Source organism: Bradyrhizobium viridifuturi (assembly GCF_001238275.1).
Lineage (GTDB): Bacteria > Pseudomonadota > Alphaproteobacteria > Rhizobiales > Xanthobacteraceae > Bradyrhizobium > Bradyrhizobium viridifuturi.
The window spans coordinates 134,559-149,922 of the sequence record NZ_LGTB01000004.1; the positions used below are offsets into that span (position 1 = coordinate 134,559).

At 65.0% G+C, this 15,364-nt stretch carries 15 protein-coding genes and 1 pseudogene; 14 read left to right on the forward strand and 2 right to left on the reverse strand.

Translation table 11 applies throughout. From position 1 onward, the window contains the following. Positions 1–117 precede the first annotated feature (117 nt). Both kdsA and ALC15_RS05645 read left to right on the forward strand, forming a co-directional pair. Positions 118–975 carry a 3-deoxy-8-phosphooctulonate synthase gene (gene kdsA, locus ALC15_RS05640; protein WP_050626420.1) on the forward strand — a complete coding sequence of 286 codons (858 nt, stop codon included), beginning with the start codon at positions 118–120 and terminating at the stop codon, positions 973–975. A gap of 15 nt (positions 976–990) precedes the next feature. Next, a complete protein-coding gene (locus ALC15_RS05645) occupies positions 991–2,199 on the forward strand; it encodes an MFS transporter (RefSeq protein WP_050626421.1) in 1,209 nt (402 codons plus the stop codon). A 9-nt stretch (positions 2,200–2,208) separates the two neighbouring features. Here the strand turns inward: ALC15_RS05645 and queF are convergent, their stop codons facing one another. Further along, on the reverse strand, positions 2,209–2,685 hold the full coding sequence (gene queF / locus ALC15_RS05650; protein WP_050626422.1) for a preQ(1) synthase: 477 nt from the start codon (positions 2,683–2,685) through the stop codon (positions 2,209–2,211). Between the two features lie 123 nt (positions 2,686–2,808). Here queF and eno point away from each other — a divergent pair, with 123 nt between their 5' ends. Both eno and ALC15_RS05660 read left to right on the forward strand, forming a co-directional pair. Next, a complete protein-coding gene (gene eno, locus ALC15_RS05655) occupies positions 2,809–4,092 on the forward strand; it encodes a phosphopyruvate hydratase (RefSeq protein ID WP_050626423.1) in 1,284 nt (427 codons plus the stop codon). A 48-nt stretch (positions 4,093–4,140) separates the two neighbouring features. Beyond that, on the forward strand, positions 4,141–5,280 hold the full coding sequence (locus tag ALC15_RS05660; RefSeq protein ID WP_050626424.1) for a zinc-binding dehydrogenase: 1,140 nt from the start codon (positions 4,141–4,143) through the stop codon (positions 5,278–5,280). A 110-nt stretch (positions 5,281–5,390) separates the two neighbouring features. On the opposite strand, the gene ALC15_RS05665 is transcribed toward ALC15_RS05660, so the two are convergent. Beyond that, entirely contained in the window at positions 5,391–6,506 is a 1,116-nt protein-coding gene (locus ALC15_RS05665; protein WP_050626425.1) for a D-alanine--D-alanine ligase family protein, read from the reverse strand. A gap of 243 nt (positions 6,507–6,749) precedes the next feature. Between ALC15_RS05665 and ALC15_RS05670 the strand changes: the two genes are divergently transcribed. From ALC15_RS05670 to ALC15_RS05710, 10 genes and pseudogenes are all read left to right on the forward strand, one after another. Further along, positions 6,750–7,301, forward strand: coding sequence for an NADPH-dependent FMN reductase (locus tag ALC15_RS05670; protein WP_050626426.1), 552 nt, complete (start codon positions 6,750–6,752; stop codon positions 7,299–7,301). A gap of 89 nt (positions 7,302–7,390) precedes the next feature. Further along, on the forward strand, positions 7,391–7,708 hold the full coding sequence (locus tag ALC15_RS05675; RefSeq protein WP_021079258.1) for an FtsB family cell division protein: 318 nt from the start codon (positions 7,391–7,393) through the stop codon (positions 7,706–7,708). A gap of 159 nt (positions 7,709–7,867) precedes the next feature. Continuing rightward, positions 7,868–8,887 carry a pyruvate dehydrogenase (acetyl-transferring) E1 component subunit alpha gene (gene pdhA, locus ALC15_RS05680; RefSeq protein WP_050626427.1) on the forward strand — a complete coding sequence of 340 codons (1,020 nt, stop codon included), beginning with the start codon at positions 7,868–7,870 and terminating at the stop codon, positions 8,885–8,887. A 45-nt stretch (positions 8,888–8,932) separates the two neighbouring features. Further along, positions 8,933–10,333 (forward strand): pyruvate dehydrogenase complex E1 component subunit beta, encoded by a 1,401-nt coding sequence (locus tag ALC15_RS05685; protein ID WP_050626428.1) that lies wholly within the window; start codon positions 8,933–8,935, stop codon positions 10,331–10,333. Between the two features lie 5 nt (positions 10,334–10,338). Next, on the forward strand, positions 10,339–10,644 hold the full coding sequence (locus tag ALC15_RS05690; RefSeq protein WP_021079261.1) for a DUF5076 domain-containing protein: 306 nt from the start codon (positions 10,339–10,341) through the stop codon (positions 10,642–10,644). Between the two features lie 2 nt (positions 10,645–10,646). After that, positions 10,647–12,016 (forward strand): annotated as a pseudogene (locus tag ALC15_RS05695) (pyruvate dehydrogenase complex dihydrolipoamide acetyltransferase). A gap of 12 nt (positions 12,017–12,028) precedes the next feature. Beyond that, positions 12,029–12,205 carry a hypothetical protein gene (locus tag ALC15_RS44715; RefSeq protein WP_167350128.1) on the forward strand — a complete coding sequence of 59 codons (177 nt, stop codon included), beginning with the start codon at positions 12,029–12,031 and terminating at the stop codon, positions 12,203–12,205. Then, positions 12,206–12,448, forward strand: a complete 243-nt coding sequence (locus tag ALC15_RS05700; protein ID WP_050626429.1) for a hypothetical protein — start codon at positions 12,206–12,208, stop codon at positions 12,446–12,448. A 17-nt stretch (positions 12,449–12,465) separates the two neighbouring features. After that, positions 12,466–13,887, forward strand: coding sequence for a dihydrolipoyl dehydrogenase (gene lpdA, locus ALC15_RS05705; RefSeq protein WP_050626430.1), 1,422 nt, complete (start codon positions 12,466–12,468; stop codon positions 13,885–13,887). Between the two features lie 221 nt (positions 13,888–14,108). Then, positions 14,109–15,350, forward strand: coding sequence for a threonine synthase (locus tag ALC15_RS05710; RefSeq protein ID WP_050626431.1), 1,242 nt, complete (start codon positions 14,109–14,111; stop codon positions 15,348–15,350). Positions 15,351–15,364: the final 14 nt, after the last annotated feature.

Genomic DNA, 15,364 nt, shown 5'->3' on the forward strand with positions numbered 1-15,364 from the left:
GGCAGGATTGTGATAGCACGGCGCACCCACGGCGTCAGCGCAACCCCCTCATCGTGCCGGATGGCTTGATCCCTCCGGCGCGGGATTGCATGGTCGCCGGCGAAAGGATGCAGCATTTTGACTAATCAGGTTTCCGCGCAAGCCGCCGCGCCGATCGTTGCCGTCGGATCGGCCAAGTTCGGCAATGCCTTGCCCATCTCGATCATCGCAGGTCCCTGCCAGCTCGAGAGCCGCGCGCATGCGCTTGAAGTGGCTTCCGCGCTGAAGGAGATCGCGGCGCGGCTCAAGATCGGCCTGGTGTACAAGACCTCGTTCGACAAGGCGAACCGCACCAGCGCCTCGGCCGCGCGCGGCATCGGGCTGAAGCAGGCACTGCCGATCTTTTCCGAGATCCGCTCCTCGCTCGGCTTGCCGGTGCTGACCGACGTGCATGAACCGGATCAATGCGCGGAAGCGGCGCAGGCGGTGGACGTGCTGCAGATCCCGGCCTTCCTGTGCCGGCAGACCGATCTCTTGCTGGCCGCGGCTGCGACCGGCAAGGTCGTCAACGTCAAGAAGGGCCAGTTCCTGGCGCCGTGGGACATGGCGAATGTGGTCAACAAGATCACCGGCGCCGGCAACGCCAATGTGCTGGTCACCGAGCGCGGTGCATCGTTCGGCTACAACACGCTGGTGTCAGACATGCGTGCGCTGCCGATCCTTGCGCGCACTACCGGTGCGCCCGTGATCTTCGACGCCACCCATTCGGTGCAGCAGCCGGGTGGCAAGGGCACCTCGTCGGGCGGCGAACGCGAATTCGTGCCGGTGCTGGCGCGCGCGGCGGTCGCGGTCGGCGTCGCCGGCGTGTTCATCGAGACCCACCCCGATCCGGATCACGCGCCGTCCGACGGCCCCAACATGGTGCCGCTGCGCGACTTCGAAGCCCTCGTCAGGCGGCTGATGCAGTTCGACGCGCTGGCCAAGACCGCGGCCTGACGGGGTGACGACGACATGACCGCAACCAGCGGCATGCCGCCGGCCCTCAACGTCATCACGCTGGCGACCTTCGCGGCGAGCCTGTCGGTGCGTGCACTCGATCCGGTGCTGCCGCATGTTGCGGAGGATTTTGGTATCAGCATCGCGACCGCGGCGAGCTTTGCCGCGGTGTTTGCCTTCACCTTCGCTGCGGTCCAACCGGCGATCGGCGCCGCCGCCGATTTGTTCGGCAAGGCGCGGCTGATGACGATCTGTCTCGGACTGCTCGGCGTGGCCAATATCCTCGGCGCGCTCTCGACCTCGTTCCCGATGCTGTTCGTGACCCGCATCCTGGCGGGCATCGGCTCGGGCGGCGTGTTTCCGGTGGCGCTGTCGCTGACCAGCGATCTCGTTGGGCCGGACAAGCGGCAGCTTGCGATCGGACGGACGCTGGCAGGCTCGATGACCGGCAATCTGCTCGGCGCGACTGCTTCGGGGCTGATCGGCGATCTGCTCGGCTGGCGCGGCGTGCTCGCGGTGCTCGGCGGCCTCGTGATCATTGTAGCCCTCGCGGTCGCGGCCGGCTTCCGCGGCGCCGCGCTGAACCGTCCGCCGCGCACCAGCCTGAAGGCGCTGCGTCACGGTTATCGCACCATCTTCACCAATCCGAACGCGCGGATCTGCTACTCGGCGGTCTTCGTCGAAGGTTGCTGCGTGCTCGGGCTGTTTCCCTTCATCGCCTCGTTCCTGTTCGAGCTCGGCGAGACCTCGTTGTCGATCGCCGGCATCGTGATCGCGGGCTTTGCGATCGGCGGATTGCTGTACACGCTGACGGTGTCGCGGATGCTGCCGCTGATCGGGGTGAGGGGGATGATGATCGTAGGTGCGACGCTGGTTGCGATCCAACTCGTCGGCGTCGCCTTCGGTCCGCACTGGAAATTGCAGATGGCGAGCCTCCTGGTGATGGGCCTCGGCTTCTACATGATCCACGGCTGCCTGCAGGTGTTCGCCAGCGAGCTCTCAGTGGAAGCGCGCGCCACCGCACTGTCGCTGCACTCGTTCTTCTTTTTCATGGGCCAGACCGTCGGCCCGATCGCTTACGGTTTTGGGCTTCAGCACGCAGGTAAGACGACAACGCTGGTCTCGGCCGCCGCCGTGATGGTCGTGCTCGGCTTCATCTGCGCGAGATTTTTGCAGCAGACCCGGCCGGCTGATGCCGCCGCGCGACCGGATGTCGAGGCGTAGGCCGCTACTCTAGCCCCGCCCGCGATACGTCGCGACGCCCTGGTCAGGAACCCAGATGCCCTTCGGCAATCGGCCGGTCTGGAAGAACACGTCGATCGGGATGCCGCCGCGCGGATACCAGTAGCCGCCGATGCGCAGCCATTTCGGCTTGATCTCGTCGGCGATCCGCTTGCCGATCATGACCGTGCAGTCCTCGTGGAAGGCGCCGTGGTTGCGGAAGCTCGCGGCGAACAGCTTCAGCGATTTGGATTCCAGCAGCCAGCGGCCCGGCACATAGTCGATCACCAGATGGGCGAAATCCGGTTGGCCCGTCACCGGGCAGATCGAGGTGAATTCCGGCACCGTGAAGCGTACCAGATAATCGGTACCAGCCTGTGGGTTGGGCACGCGGTCGAGCTGCGCCTTTTCCGGTGCGTCGGGCCATTCCACCGCGCGGCCGAGTTGCAGGCCGGGGGAGGTGGTTGATTTGGTGGATTTCTTTGCCATCAGGGGGTCTCCGTGGCGTCCTCTTATCCAATGCGGGGGCGCCCGTCACCCGGCCTTTTCCCCCTCGATGCATTGCGGTAGAAGCACCGCCATCTGCCCCCCGCACTGCCAAAAGAGGTTCTCATGACTGACATCGTCGACATCATCGGCCGCGAAATCCTGGATAGCCGCGGCAACCCCACGGTCGAGGTCGATGTCGTGCTGGAGGATGGGTCGATCGGTCGCGCGGCGGTGCCGTCGGGGGCCTCGACCGGCGCCCATGAGGCGGTCGAACTGCGCGATGGCGACAAGTCGCGCTATCTCGGCAAGGGTGTCGAGAAGGCGGTTGCCGCCATCAACGGCGAGATCTTCGAGGCGCTCAGCGACCAGGCCGTCGAGGAGCAGGTCGCGATCGACCAGATCATGATCGAGCTCGACGGCACCCCGAACAAGAGCCGGCTCGGCGCCAACGCCATCCTCGGTGTCTCGCTGGCCTGCGCCAAGGCTGCCGCGGAATCCTTCGACATGCCGCTGTATCGCTATGTCGGCGGCACCTCGGCGCGGACGCTGCCGGTGCCGATGATGAACATCATCAATGGCGGCGTGCATGCCGACAACCCTATCGACTTCCAGGAATTCATGATCCTGCCGGTCGGCGCCAGCAGCTTCGCCGAAGCGCTGCGCTGCGGCTCGGAAATCTTCCACACGCTGCGCGGCGAACTGAAGAAGGCCGGCCACAACACCAATGTCGGCGACGAGGGCGGTTTTGCGCCGAACCTGCCGTCGGCCGACGCCGCGCTCGAGTTCGTCATGAACGCGATCGGCAAGGCCGGCTACAAGGCGGGCGACGACGTCGTGCTCGGCCTCGACTGCGCCTCCACCGAGTTCTTCAAGGACGGCGCCTACGTCTATGGCGGCGAGAACAAGACCCGCTCGCGCTCGGAGCAGGTGAAGTATCTCGCCGATCTGGTCGGCCGCTATCCGATCGTCACCATCGAGGACGGCATGTCGGAAGACGACATGGACGGCTGGAAGGAGCTGACCGACGCGATCGGCAGCAAGTGCCAGTTGGTCGGCGACGATCTGTTCGTTACCAACGTCACCCGGCTTGCCGACGGCATCAAGCACGGCCGCGCCAACTCGATCCTGGTCAAGGTCAACCAGATCGGCACCCTGACCGAGACGCTGGCGGCGATCGAGATGGCTTACAAGGCCGGCTACACCGCCGTGATGTCGCATCGCTCCGGCGAAACCGAGGACTCCACGATCGCCGACCTCGCGGTCGCCACCAATTGCGGGCAGATCAAGACCGGCTCGCTGGCGCGCTCCGACCGTACTGCCAAGTACAACCAGCTGCTGCGCATCGAGCAGCAACTCGGTACCCAGGCGAAATACGCCGGCCGGGCGGCCTTGAAGGCGCTGGCCTAGCGCCCCAACTGATCGGGACTGAACAAAACGCAAAAAGGGGAGGTCGGGATGAGTGACGGCAAGAGCGGTCTGCAACTGCGTTCGCTGCTCAAGAAGGATGGCGAACTGGAATTGTCGTTGGTCAATGTCCCGACCCCCGAGCCCGGCCCCGACGAGGTCGTGGTCCGGGTCGAGGCGACCCCGATCAATCCGTCCGACCTCGGGCTCTTGATCGGCCCGGCCGACATGGCCGCCGCCAAGGTCTCCGGCAGCAAGGAATTGCCCGTGGTGACCGCGCGCGTGCCGGAAGCGGCATTGGTCGGTCTTGCCGCCCGGCTCGACGAGTCGATGCCGGTCGGCAATGAAGGCGCCGGCGTCGTAATCAAGACCGGCTCGTCGGACGCGGCGAAAGCGTTGATGGGCCGGACGGTCGCGATGATCGGCGGTGCAATGTATGCGCAATACCGCACGCTGCGCGTCACCGAATGCCTGCCGCTTCCCGAGGGCACCACGCCGGCGGAAGGCGCATCCTGCTTCGTCAATCCGCTGACCGCGCTCGGCATGACCGAGACGATGCGGCGCGAGGGTCACAAGGCGCTGGTGCACACGGCGGCGGCGTCGAACCTCGGCCAGATGCTGAACAGGATCTGCCTCAAGGACGGCATTGGCCTCGTCAACATCGTGCGCAACAAGGAGCAGGCCGACATCCTGCACAAGATCGGCGCCAAGCACATCGTCGATTCCAGCGCGCCTGATTTCATGGACAAGCTCACTGCCGCGCTGGTCGAGACCGGTGCGACCATCGCCTTCGATGCGATCGGCGGCGGCAAGCTCGCGGGCCAGATCCTGGTCGCGATGGAGACCGCGATCAACAAGACCGCCAAGGCCTACAGCCGCTACGGCTCGAATGTGCACAAGCAGGTCTACGTTTATGGCAGCCTGGACAACCGTTCGATCGAGCTGCCGCGCGGCTTCGGCATGGCCTGGGGCGTCGGCGGCTGGCTCTTGTTCCCGTTCCTGATGAAAATCGGTCCGGAGGCGGGCAACAAGCTGCGTCAGCGCGTGGTCGCCGAGTTGAAGACCACCTTCGCCAGTCACTACACCAAGGTGGTGTCGTTGCAGGAAACCCTGCAGCTCGACAACATCGCCGTCTACGGCAAGCGCGCGACCGGCGAGAAATTCCTGATCAATCCGAACAAGGGCGCGTAACCGATCGGAGACTAAAGCGCGATGAGATTAGGTTGAATCGTCATCGCGCTTTGGATTCTTGTTTGAGCATGATCTTTCCGGAAAACCGCTTCGCACTTCCGGATCATGCTCTACTCGCGCTCGAATGCCAGGCTCCTGGAGCGCTTGTGACGCTCCAGGGCATGGCCGATCAGGACATCCATCAGCTCGGTTTGCGGCAGGCCGCTGGCCTCCCACAGCCGCGGATACATGCTGATGTTGGTGAAGCCGGGCAGGGTGTTCGCCTCGTTCACGAAGGCCTGCTCGCCGTGCAGGAAGAAGTCGATGCGCGCCATGCCTTCGCAACCCAGCACCCCGAATGTCCTGATCGCGAGCTCCCTGATGCGATCGGCCGCGGCAGGCGGGACGTCGGCGGGCACCTGCAGCAGGGCGCCCTCCGCATCGAGATACTTCGCGTCGTAGGAGTAGAAGCCGTGCTTGTCGGACGGCACGATCTCGCCGAGCTGCGAGGCGCGCACGCGGCCCTCGGCATCCTCGAGCACGGAGCACTCGACCTCCCGGATCGGCGCGATGCAGCGCTCGATCAGGATCTTGGTATCGAAGCGGAACGCGAGTCTGCAGGCCGCCTCGAACTCCGCCGCGTTGCGCGCCTTCGACACGCCGACCGATGATCCCATGTTGGCAGGCTTGACGAAGACCTCGTGCGAGCCGAGAGCGCTGGCCGCGTCGTCATAGCCGACGGGGGCCGCGGCCGACATCACGGCAAAGGGAACGATCGGCAATCCAGCCTCGCGCAACAGGCGTTTGGCGATATCCTTGTCCATTCCGGCCGCCGAGCCCATCACGCGCGAGCCGACATAGGCCACGTCGGACAATTCCAGCGCGCCCTGCACGGTGCCATCCTCGCCATTGGGGCCATGCAGGACCGGGAAGACGACATCGAATGCGGGTAGTTCCTGAACGGCTGTGGCGCCGCCGCCCAGCGCAAGCGTGCGGCCCTGGCCGCCCGGCAGCAGCGCGAGTTGCGGCCCGTCGAGGGGAATGGTCAACGCGTTGCCGCCGGTGCCGATGCAGTTGCCTGCGTCCACCGCGATCCAGCGACCTTCGCGCGTGATGCCGATCGCCGTGGCCTCATAGCGATCCGGGTCGAGCGAGCGAAGCACGTTGGCCGCCGATGCCCGTGAGACGTCATGCTCGGCCGATCGCCCGCCGAACAAGATTGCAACCCGTATCCTCCGCTCTGCCATTGCCTGCCCTTCGGTCGACCGCACGCTGTGTGGAATCTGCGCACATTATGTTTAGAGGAACGTGTCGAGATTTGGCCTCCGGCCGCGCCCGCCACGGCGTGCGGCCGGTTGGCGCCCGGCCGTTCGGTCCAATTTCGTGAACGATGCGTTTCCGGAATTGCACAATCCATGCACTTGCATCTTTTTCAGGGCGCCGGTAGGTGAGGTCGGCGAGTTTCACGCGAACCCGAGGGAATTTTTGCTATGGCCTATAACATCGTCACCATCGTCGGCAGCATCCGCAAGGAGAGCTTCTCGCTCAAGATCGCCAATGCGCTGGCCAAGCTCGCGCCCGCTTCGCTGAAGCTCGACGTCACGACGCTTCAGGGCATTTCCTTCTTCAACCAGGACCTCGAGGCGGTGCCGCCGGCAGACTGGCTCGCCTTCCGCGAGAAGCTGCAGAAGTCGAACGGCGTGCTGTTCGTGACCCCGGAGTACAACCGCTCGATCCCCGGTGTGCTGAAGAACGCGATCGACGTCGCCTCGCGGCCCTACGGCAAGAGCTCGTTCATCGGCAAGCCGATCGGCATCATCGGCAATTCGCCGGGCCCGCTCGGCGGCGTCAGCGCGGTGAAGCATCTGCAGAACATCCTGCCGGGCATTTCCGGTCCGATCCTCGGCCAGCCGGAAACCTATCTCAACGGCGTCGGCGATGCCTTCGACGACAAGGGCGAGCTGACCAAGGAGTCGCTGAAGGGCGTGCTGCAGCAGTATCTCGACGCCTTCGCGGCCTTCATCGAAAAGCAGAACCGCTGAGCGCATGATCCGGAAAGTGCGCAGCGCTTTGCCGGTCAAATGGTCGCGCCTTAGCACTCCGTTAACCCCATGGCCGCATCTTCGCGGCCATGGTCTCCCGCACGCGCCTCAAATCGATTCTGACCGGACTAGCGCTCTACACGCTGGCGGCGCTGATGGTCGGCTATTTCGGCGTCAACGCCTACACCGGCAAATACGGCCTGAACGCGCGGCAGGAACTCGATCAGGAAATCATCGCGCTGACCTCGGAGCTGGCGCGCCTGAAGAAGGAGCGGGCCGAGGGCGAGCAGCGGGTGTCGCTGCTGCGGTCGGACCGGGTCGATCCCGACATGCTGGACGAGCGTGCGCGCTTCCAGCTCGACTACGCCAACCCGCGTGATCTGGTTCGGATCAACAAGTCGAACTGACGCGTTCTCAAATTTCAAAAACAATCGCGTGCTATCACAAAAGTGTCGCGCCGCGCTGCAGTGCGGCATAGCAAAATTCCATCGGGCGAACGCAATCCTTCCAAGGTGATTTGAGTTGGGTTAGAGAGGGTTCTTCGACTTCTCTCACCCGGAATTGCCATGGCCGCACCCAAGAAAAGCGTCGCGAAGGAATCAGGTCAGGAGAAGGCTGGTTCTCCCCCGGAATTCACCAGGGAGCAGGAGCTCAAGGCACTGCGGGACATGCTCCTGATCCGGCGCTTCGAGGAGAAGGCCGGTCAGCTCTACGGCATGGGTGCGATCGGCGGCTTCTGCCATCTCTATATCGGCCAGGAAGCGGTCGTGGTCGGCATGCAGATGGCGCTGAAGCAGGGCGACGAGGTCATAACGGGCTACCGCGACCACGGCCACATGCTGGCCTGCGACATGGAAGCCAGGGGCGTGATGGCCGAACTGACCGGACGCCGCGGCGGCTATTCCCGCGGCAAGGGCGGCTCCATGCACATGTTCAGCAAGGAGAAGCATTTCTACGGCGGTCACGGAATCGTGGGCGCGCAGGTGTCGCTCGGCACCGGCCTTGCGTTCGCCAATCGCTATCGCGGCAACGATAACGTCAGCGTGACCTATTTCGGCGACGGCGCAGCCAACCAGGGCCAGGTCTACGAAAGCTTCAACATGGCGGAGCTGTGGAAGCTGCCGGTGATCTACGTGATCGAGAACAATCGCTATGCGATGGGCACCGCGGTGTCGCGCGCCTCGGCCCAGCAGGACTTCTCGAAGCGCGGCGTGTCCTTCAACATCCCCGGCAAGCAGGTCGACGGCATGGACGTGCGCGCGGTCAAGGCCGCCGCCGATGAGGCCACGGCATGGTGCCGCGGCGGCAACGGTCCGATCATCCTGGAGATGCAGACCTACCGTTACCGCGGCCACTCGATGTCCGATCCCGCGAAGTACCGCACGCGTGAGGAGGTCGAAAAGGTTCGTCACGACCAGGACCCGATCGAGCAGGTGCGCAACCGCTTGCTGGCGTCGGGCGTGAGCGAGCAGGATCTCAAGGCGATCGACGCCGAGGTGCGCGAGATCGTCAACGAGGCCGCCGACTTCGCGCAGCACGATCCGGAGCCGGATGCATCCGAGCTCTACACCGACATCTACCGCTGACCCCACCCGCGCAGAAGAATTTCAAGACCGATTTCGGGAGCCGATATGCCCATTCAAGTGCTGATGCCTGCGCTGTCGCCCACCATGGAGAAGGGCAACCTCGCCAAATGGCTGAAAAAAGAAGGCGAGACCATCAAGTCCGGTGACGTCATCGCCGAGATCGAGACCGACAAGGCGACGATGGAGGTCGAGGCAACCGACGAGGGCACGCTCGGCAAGATCCTGATTCCGGAAGGCACCGCCGATGTCGCGGTGAACACGCCGATCGCGACCATCCTGGCTGACGGCGAAAGCGCCGCCGACCTCGCCAAGGTGTCCGCAGCTCCTGCGCCGAAGGCCGCGGAGGCGCCTGCTGCTGAAGCCAAGGGAGATGCAAAGGCGGAAGCGCCGCAGCCCGCGGCAAAGGCGCCGGCAGCGCCGGTCAACGAGGCGCTGCCCGATCCGGAAATTCCGGCCGGCACCGAGATGGTCACGCAGACCATCCGCGAGGCGCTGCGCGATGCGATGGCCGAGGAGATGCGCCGCGACGGCGACGTCTTCATCATGGGCGAGGAGGTCGCCGAATATCAGGGCGCCTACAAGGTGACGCAGGGCCTGTTGCAGGAGTTCGGCGCGCGGCGCGTGATCGACACGCCGATCACCGAGCACGGCTTTGCCGGCGTCGGCGTCGGCGCGGCGATGGCCGGGCTGAAGCCGATCGTCGAGTTCATGACCTGGAATTTCGCCATGCAGGCGATCGACCAGATCATCAACTCCGCCGCCAAGACGCTGTACATGTCCGGCGGCCAGATGGGCTGCTCGATCGTGTTCCGCGGACCGAACGGCGCCGCCGCGCGCGTCGCGGCCCAGCACAGCCAGGACTACGCCGCCTGGTACTCGCAGATCCCGGGCCTCAAGGTGATCGCGCCGTATTCGGCCGCCGACTACAAGGGCCTGCTCAAGGCCGCGATCCGCGATCCCAACCCGGTGGTCTTCCTCGAGAACGAAATGCTGTACGGCCACACCGGCGAGGTGCCGAAGCTGCCCGACTTCGTGGTGCCGATCGGCAAGGCGCGCATTGCGCGCGCCGGCAAGGACGTCACCATCGTCTCCTGGGCGATGGGCATGTCCTATGCGCTGAAGGCCGCGGACGAGCTCGCCAAGGAAGGCATCGAGGCCGAAGTCATCGATCTGCGCACCATCCGTCCGATGGACACCGAGACCGTCATCAACTCGGTGAAGAAGACCGGCCGCGCGGTCACGGTGGAAGAGGGCTGGCAGCAGAGCGGCGTCGGCTCCGAGGTCGCCGCGCGCATCATGGAGCATGCTTTCGACTATCTCGATGCGCCGGTCGCGCGCGTCTCCGGCAAGGACGTGCCGATGCCTTACGCGGCGAACCTCGAAAAGCTTGCTCTGCCCTCCGTCGCCGAGGTGGTCGCGGCCGCCAAGGCCGTGTCCTACCGGTAACGCCGATGGCCGGTCCCAAGGAGCAGCCGCTGCCGCCTGACGTGATGGGCCGCGACGACGCCGTCGAGGTGCTGCGCGCCTTTGTCGTCGACGGCGGCCTGTCGATCGCGTTCCAGCGCGCCTTCGAGGAGCCGGATATGTGGGGGCTGATGCTCGTCGACATCGCCCGTCACGCCGCACGCGCCTATTCGCGCGAGAGCGAATACACCGAGGACGAAGCGCTCGCGCGCATCGTCGAGATGTTCGAAGCCGAAATCGCCCGGCCGACCGACATGGGCCAAACCAAACCGCGGTCGCAACAAGGTCACTGACAATGCCGATCAATATTCTCATGCCCGCGCTGTCGCCGACGATGGAAAAGGGCAATCTCGCCAAGTGGCTCAAGAAAGAGGGCGACAAGGTCAAGTCCGGCGACGTGATCGCGGAGATCGAGACCGACAAGCGACGATGGAAGTCGAGGCGGTCGATGAAGGCACGATCGCCAAGATCCTGGTGCCCGAGGGCACGCAGGACGTGCCGGTCAACGACGTCATCGCGGTCATGGCCGGCGACGGCGAGGACGTGAAGGCGGCAGCCAGCGCCGGAGCCGGCGCCGCACCGGCGGCCAAGCCCGCCGAAGCCCCGAAGCCGGCTGCGCAGGCTGCGCCTGCCGCGGCTCCCGCACCGTCAGCAGCGCCCGCGCCGCAGCCGGCCGCTGCACCGGCACCAGCGCCTCAGCTTGCTGCGGCGCCCGCCGCGCAAGCCAACGGCCACGCCCGCGTGTTCTCGTCGCCGCTGGCGCGCCGATTGGCAAAGGAAGCCGGCATCGATCTCTCCCGCATCACCGGCACCGGCCCGCACGGCCGCGTCATCGCGCGCGACGTCGACGACGCCAAGTCCGGCAAGGGCCTGAAGGCGCCGGCGGCTGCACCTGCCGCGGCGGGGCCGAGCATCGCGCCGTCGATGTCGGACAAGCAGATCCTGGCGCTGTTCGAGCCGGGCTCCTACGAAATCGTGCCGCATGACGGCATGCGCCGCACCATCGCGCAGCGTCTCACCGCTTCGGTGCAGAACGTCCCGCACTTCTATCTCACCATCGACTGCGACATCGGCAAGCTGCTCGCCGCGCGCGAGGAGATCAACGCCGCCGCGCCGAAGGACAAGGAGAAGAAGCCGCTCTACAAGATCTCGGTCAACGATTTCGTCATCAAGGCGATGGCGGTGGCGCTGCAGAAGATCCCGAACTGCAACGTCAGCTGGACCGAAGGCGGCATGCTCAAGCACAAGCATTCCGACGTCGGCGTCGCGGTGGCGATGCCGGGCGGCCTGATCACGCCGATCATCCGCAAGGCCGAGACCAAGACGCTCTCGACCATCTCGAACGAGATGAAGGATTTTGCCGCCCGCGCCCGCGCCCGAAAGCTGAAGCCGGAAGAATACCAGGGCGGCACCACCGCGGTCTCCAACCTCGGCATGTACGGCATCAACCACTTCACCGCCGTGATCAACCCGCCGCACGCCTCGATCCTCGCGGTCGGCACCTCGGAGGAGCGCCCGGTCGTGCGCGGCGGCAAGATCGAGATCGCGAACATCATGAGCGTCACCTTGTCGTGCGATCACCGCGCGATCGACGGCGCGCTCGGTGCCGAGTTGATCGGCGCCTTCAAACAGCTGATCGAAAACCCCGTGATGATGATGGTGTGACGGGCATCAGCCATGTACGCGATCTACGGTCCGTACGTTCTGCTCGCCGCCATCGCCGTTGCGCTGCTCGTCGCGGTCAACCGCGACCTGATATCGACGTTCCAGTTCCGGATGATGATGGTCGGCGCCGGTGTGCTGGCGCTGGTGTGGACCATATTTCTCGGTGCGGTATGGCAGGAGTACCGATGAATGGCCGGCTTGGCCCGTACGCGCTGGCCCTGGATCTCGCTGCTGGTGTCGGCCGTGCTGGTGCTCAACCCGGTCGGGCTGGATTTCCTGCACTCCGCGTTCTTCGCCGGCGAACAGTTGGCGCGGAACATTGCCCAGCCGATCGTGCTGACGGCCCAGGCCATCATGGCCGTGGTGATCGGGCTCGAATGGCTGGTCAGGTCATTGATCGCAAGAAGCCGCGCCCGCGGCGTCACAAATTGAATTGAACGGGAGCCGCCATGGCCGACACATCCTTTGACGTCATCATCATCGGCTCCGGCCCCGGCGGCTACGTGACCGCGATCCGCGCCGCGCAGCTCGGCTTCAAGACCGCGATCGTCGAAAAATCCTATCTCGGCGGTATCTGCCTGAACTGGGGTTGCATCCCGACCAAGGCGCTGCTGCGCTCGGCGGAGATCTATCACTACATGCAGCACGCCAAGGATTACGGACTGTCGGCCGACAATGTCAGTTTCGATCCGAAGGCTGTGGTGCAGCGTTCGCGCGGCGTCTCGAAGCGCCTCAATGACGGCGTCGGCTTCCTGATGAAGAAGAACAAGGTCACGGTGATCTGGGGCGATGCCACGATCGACGCGCCCGGCAAGATCACCGTGAAGAAGTCCACGGTCGAGGCGCCGAAGGGTGCCAGCGGCGAGGGCAGCTATCAGGCCAAGCACATCATCGTCGCGACCGGCGCGCGGCCGCGCGTGCTGCCCGGGCTCGAGCCCGACAAGAAGCTGATCTGGACCTATTTCGAGGCGATGGTGCCGGAGCGGATGCCGAAATCGCTGCTGGTGGTCGGCTCCGGCGCGATCGGCATCGAGTTTGCCTCGTTCTTCCACACCATGGGCGCCGACGTCACCGTGGTCGAGGTGCTGCCGCAAATCCTTCCCGTGGAGGACGCCGAGATCGCAGGGCTGGCACGCAAGCGGTTCGAGAAGATGGGCATCAAGATCATGTCCTCGACCAAGGTGACCAAGCTGGAGAAGAAGGCCGACAGCGTGGTCGCGACCATCGACGACGGCAAGGGCTCGCCGCAGACCAAGGAATTCGAGCGCGTGATCTCGGCGGTCGGCGTGGTCGGCAACATCGAGAATCTCGGGCTGGAGAAGCTCGGCGTCAAAACCGACCGCGGCTGCATCGTGATCGACGGCCTCGGCAAGACCAACATCCCCGGCATCTACGCGATCGGCGACGTCGCAGGTCCCCCCATGCTCGCACACAAGGCCGAGCACGAGGGCGTGATCTGCATCGAGGCGATCAAGGGCCTGCATCCGCATCCGATGGACAAGCTGATGATCCCGGGCTGCACCTATTGCAATCCGCAGGTCGCTTCCGTCGGCCTCACCGAAGCCAAGGCCAAGGAAGGCGGCCGCGAGATCCGCGTCGGCCGCTTCCCGTTCGTCGGCAACGGCAAGGCGATCGCGCTCGGCGAGGACCAGGGCCTCGTCAAGGTGGTGTTCGACAAGAAGACCGGGCAGCTGCTCGGCGCGCACATGATCGGCGCCGAGGTCACCGAACTGATCCAGGGCTATGTGGTGGCGATGAATCTGGAGACCACCGAAGAGGAGTTGATGCACACCGTGTTCCCGCATCCGACCTTGTCGGAAATGATGAAGGAGGCGGTGCTGGACGCCTACGGGCGCGTGCTGAATATCTGAGAGACCGGGCGGGAGGAGCTGCAAAGCATTGGCAAATCCTGTCATCCTGAGGTGCGAGCGGAGCGAGCCTCGACGGATGCACGGCCCGGATCGAACAGTGGGGCCTGTCGCCCTTCGAGGGCCGCTGAAGAAGCGGCCACCTCCAGCGACAAAGGCGGAGCCTCTGCGCGGGGGTGACGGGTCTCAGATTCGCAAAACCTAAGAAAAAGAAAGAGCACCTCGTGAAAGACAACGACAACCTTACCATCGAACGCCCGACCTTCGTGACCCATCTCGAATGCGCGATGGAGGGCGATCATTATGCAGCGGACCAGGTGCACAATCTGTCCAAGGCCGGCAAGCCGCTCCTGGTGCGCTACGATCTGGCCGGAGTGAAGAAGGCCCTTACGAAGGACGCGCTGGCCGAGCGTCCGGCCGATTTGTGGCGCTACCGCGAGCTGCTGCCGGTGCGCAAATGCAAAGACATCGTCAGCCTCGGCGAAGTCACGACGCCGCTGATCCGGCTGCCGAAGCTTTCGGCGCGACTTGGCGGCGGCGAGATCATCGTCAAGGACGAGGGGCGGCTGCCGACCGGCTCGTTCAAGGCGCGGGGCCTCGTGATGGCGGTGTCGATGGGCAAGGCGCTCGGCATCAAGCACATGGCGATGCCGACCAACGGCAATGCCGGCGCGGCGCTCGCCGCCTACGCGACCTCCTGCGGCATCAAGACCACGATCTTCTGCCCGGCGGATACGCCGGAGGTGAATGTCAGCGAGATCGAGTTGCAGGGCGCCACCGTCTATCGCGTCAACGGCTATATCGACGATTGCGGCAAGATCGTCGGCGAGGGCAAGGCAAAGGTCGGCTGGTTCGATACATCGACCCTGAAGGAGCCGTACCGGATCGAGGGCAAGAAGACGATGGGCCTCGAGCTCGCCGAGCAGCTCGGCTGGGACGTGCCCGACGTGATCTTCTATCCGACCGGTGGCGGCACCGGCCTGATCGGCATGTGGAAGGCGTTCGACGAGCTCGAGAAGATCGGCTTTATCGGCTCCAAGCGTCCGCGGATGGTCGCGGTGCAGGCCTCCGGCTGCGCGCCGATGGTGCGCGCCTACGAGGCCGGCACCGAGCACGCGGCGCGCTGGGAGGATGCCCACACCATCGCCTCGGGCATCCGCGTGCCGCAGGCGATCGGCGACTTCCTCATCCTGCGTGCGGTGCGCGAGAGCAAGGGGTTTGCAATCGCCGTCGATGACGACAAGATCAGCGCTGCGCTCAATGAGGTCGCGCGCGAGGAGGGCCTCTTGCTGTGCCCCGAGGGCGCTGCGACCTATGCTGCCTACAAGCAGAGCCTTGCCGACGGCCGGGTCAGCAGGACTGACCGCGTGATGCTGTTCAATTGCGCCAGCGGCCTGAAATACCCGCTGCCGCCGGTGACCCGCGCGCTCGACCGGCACAAGCCGATCGACTTCTCGCAGTTCTGAAGCCTCATCCGAAG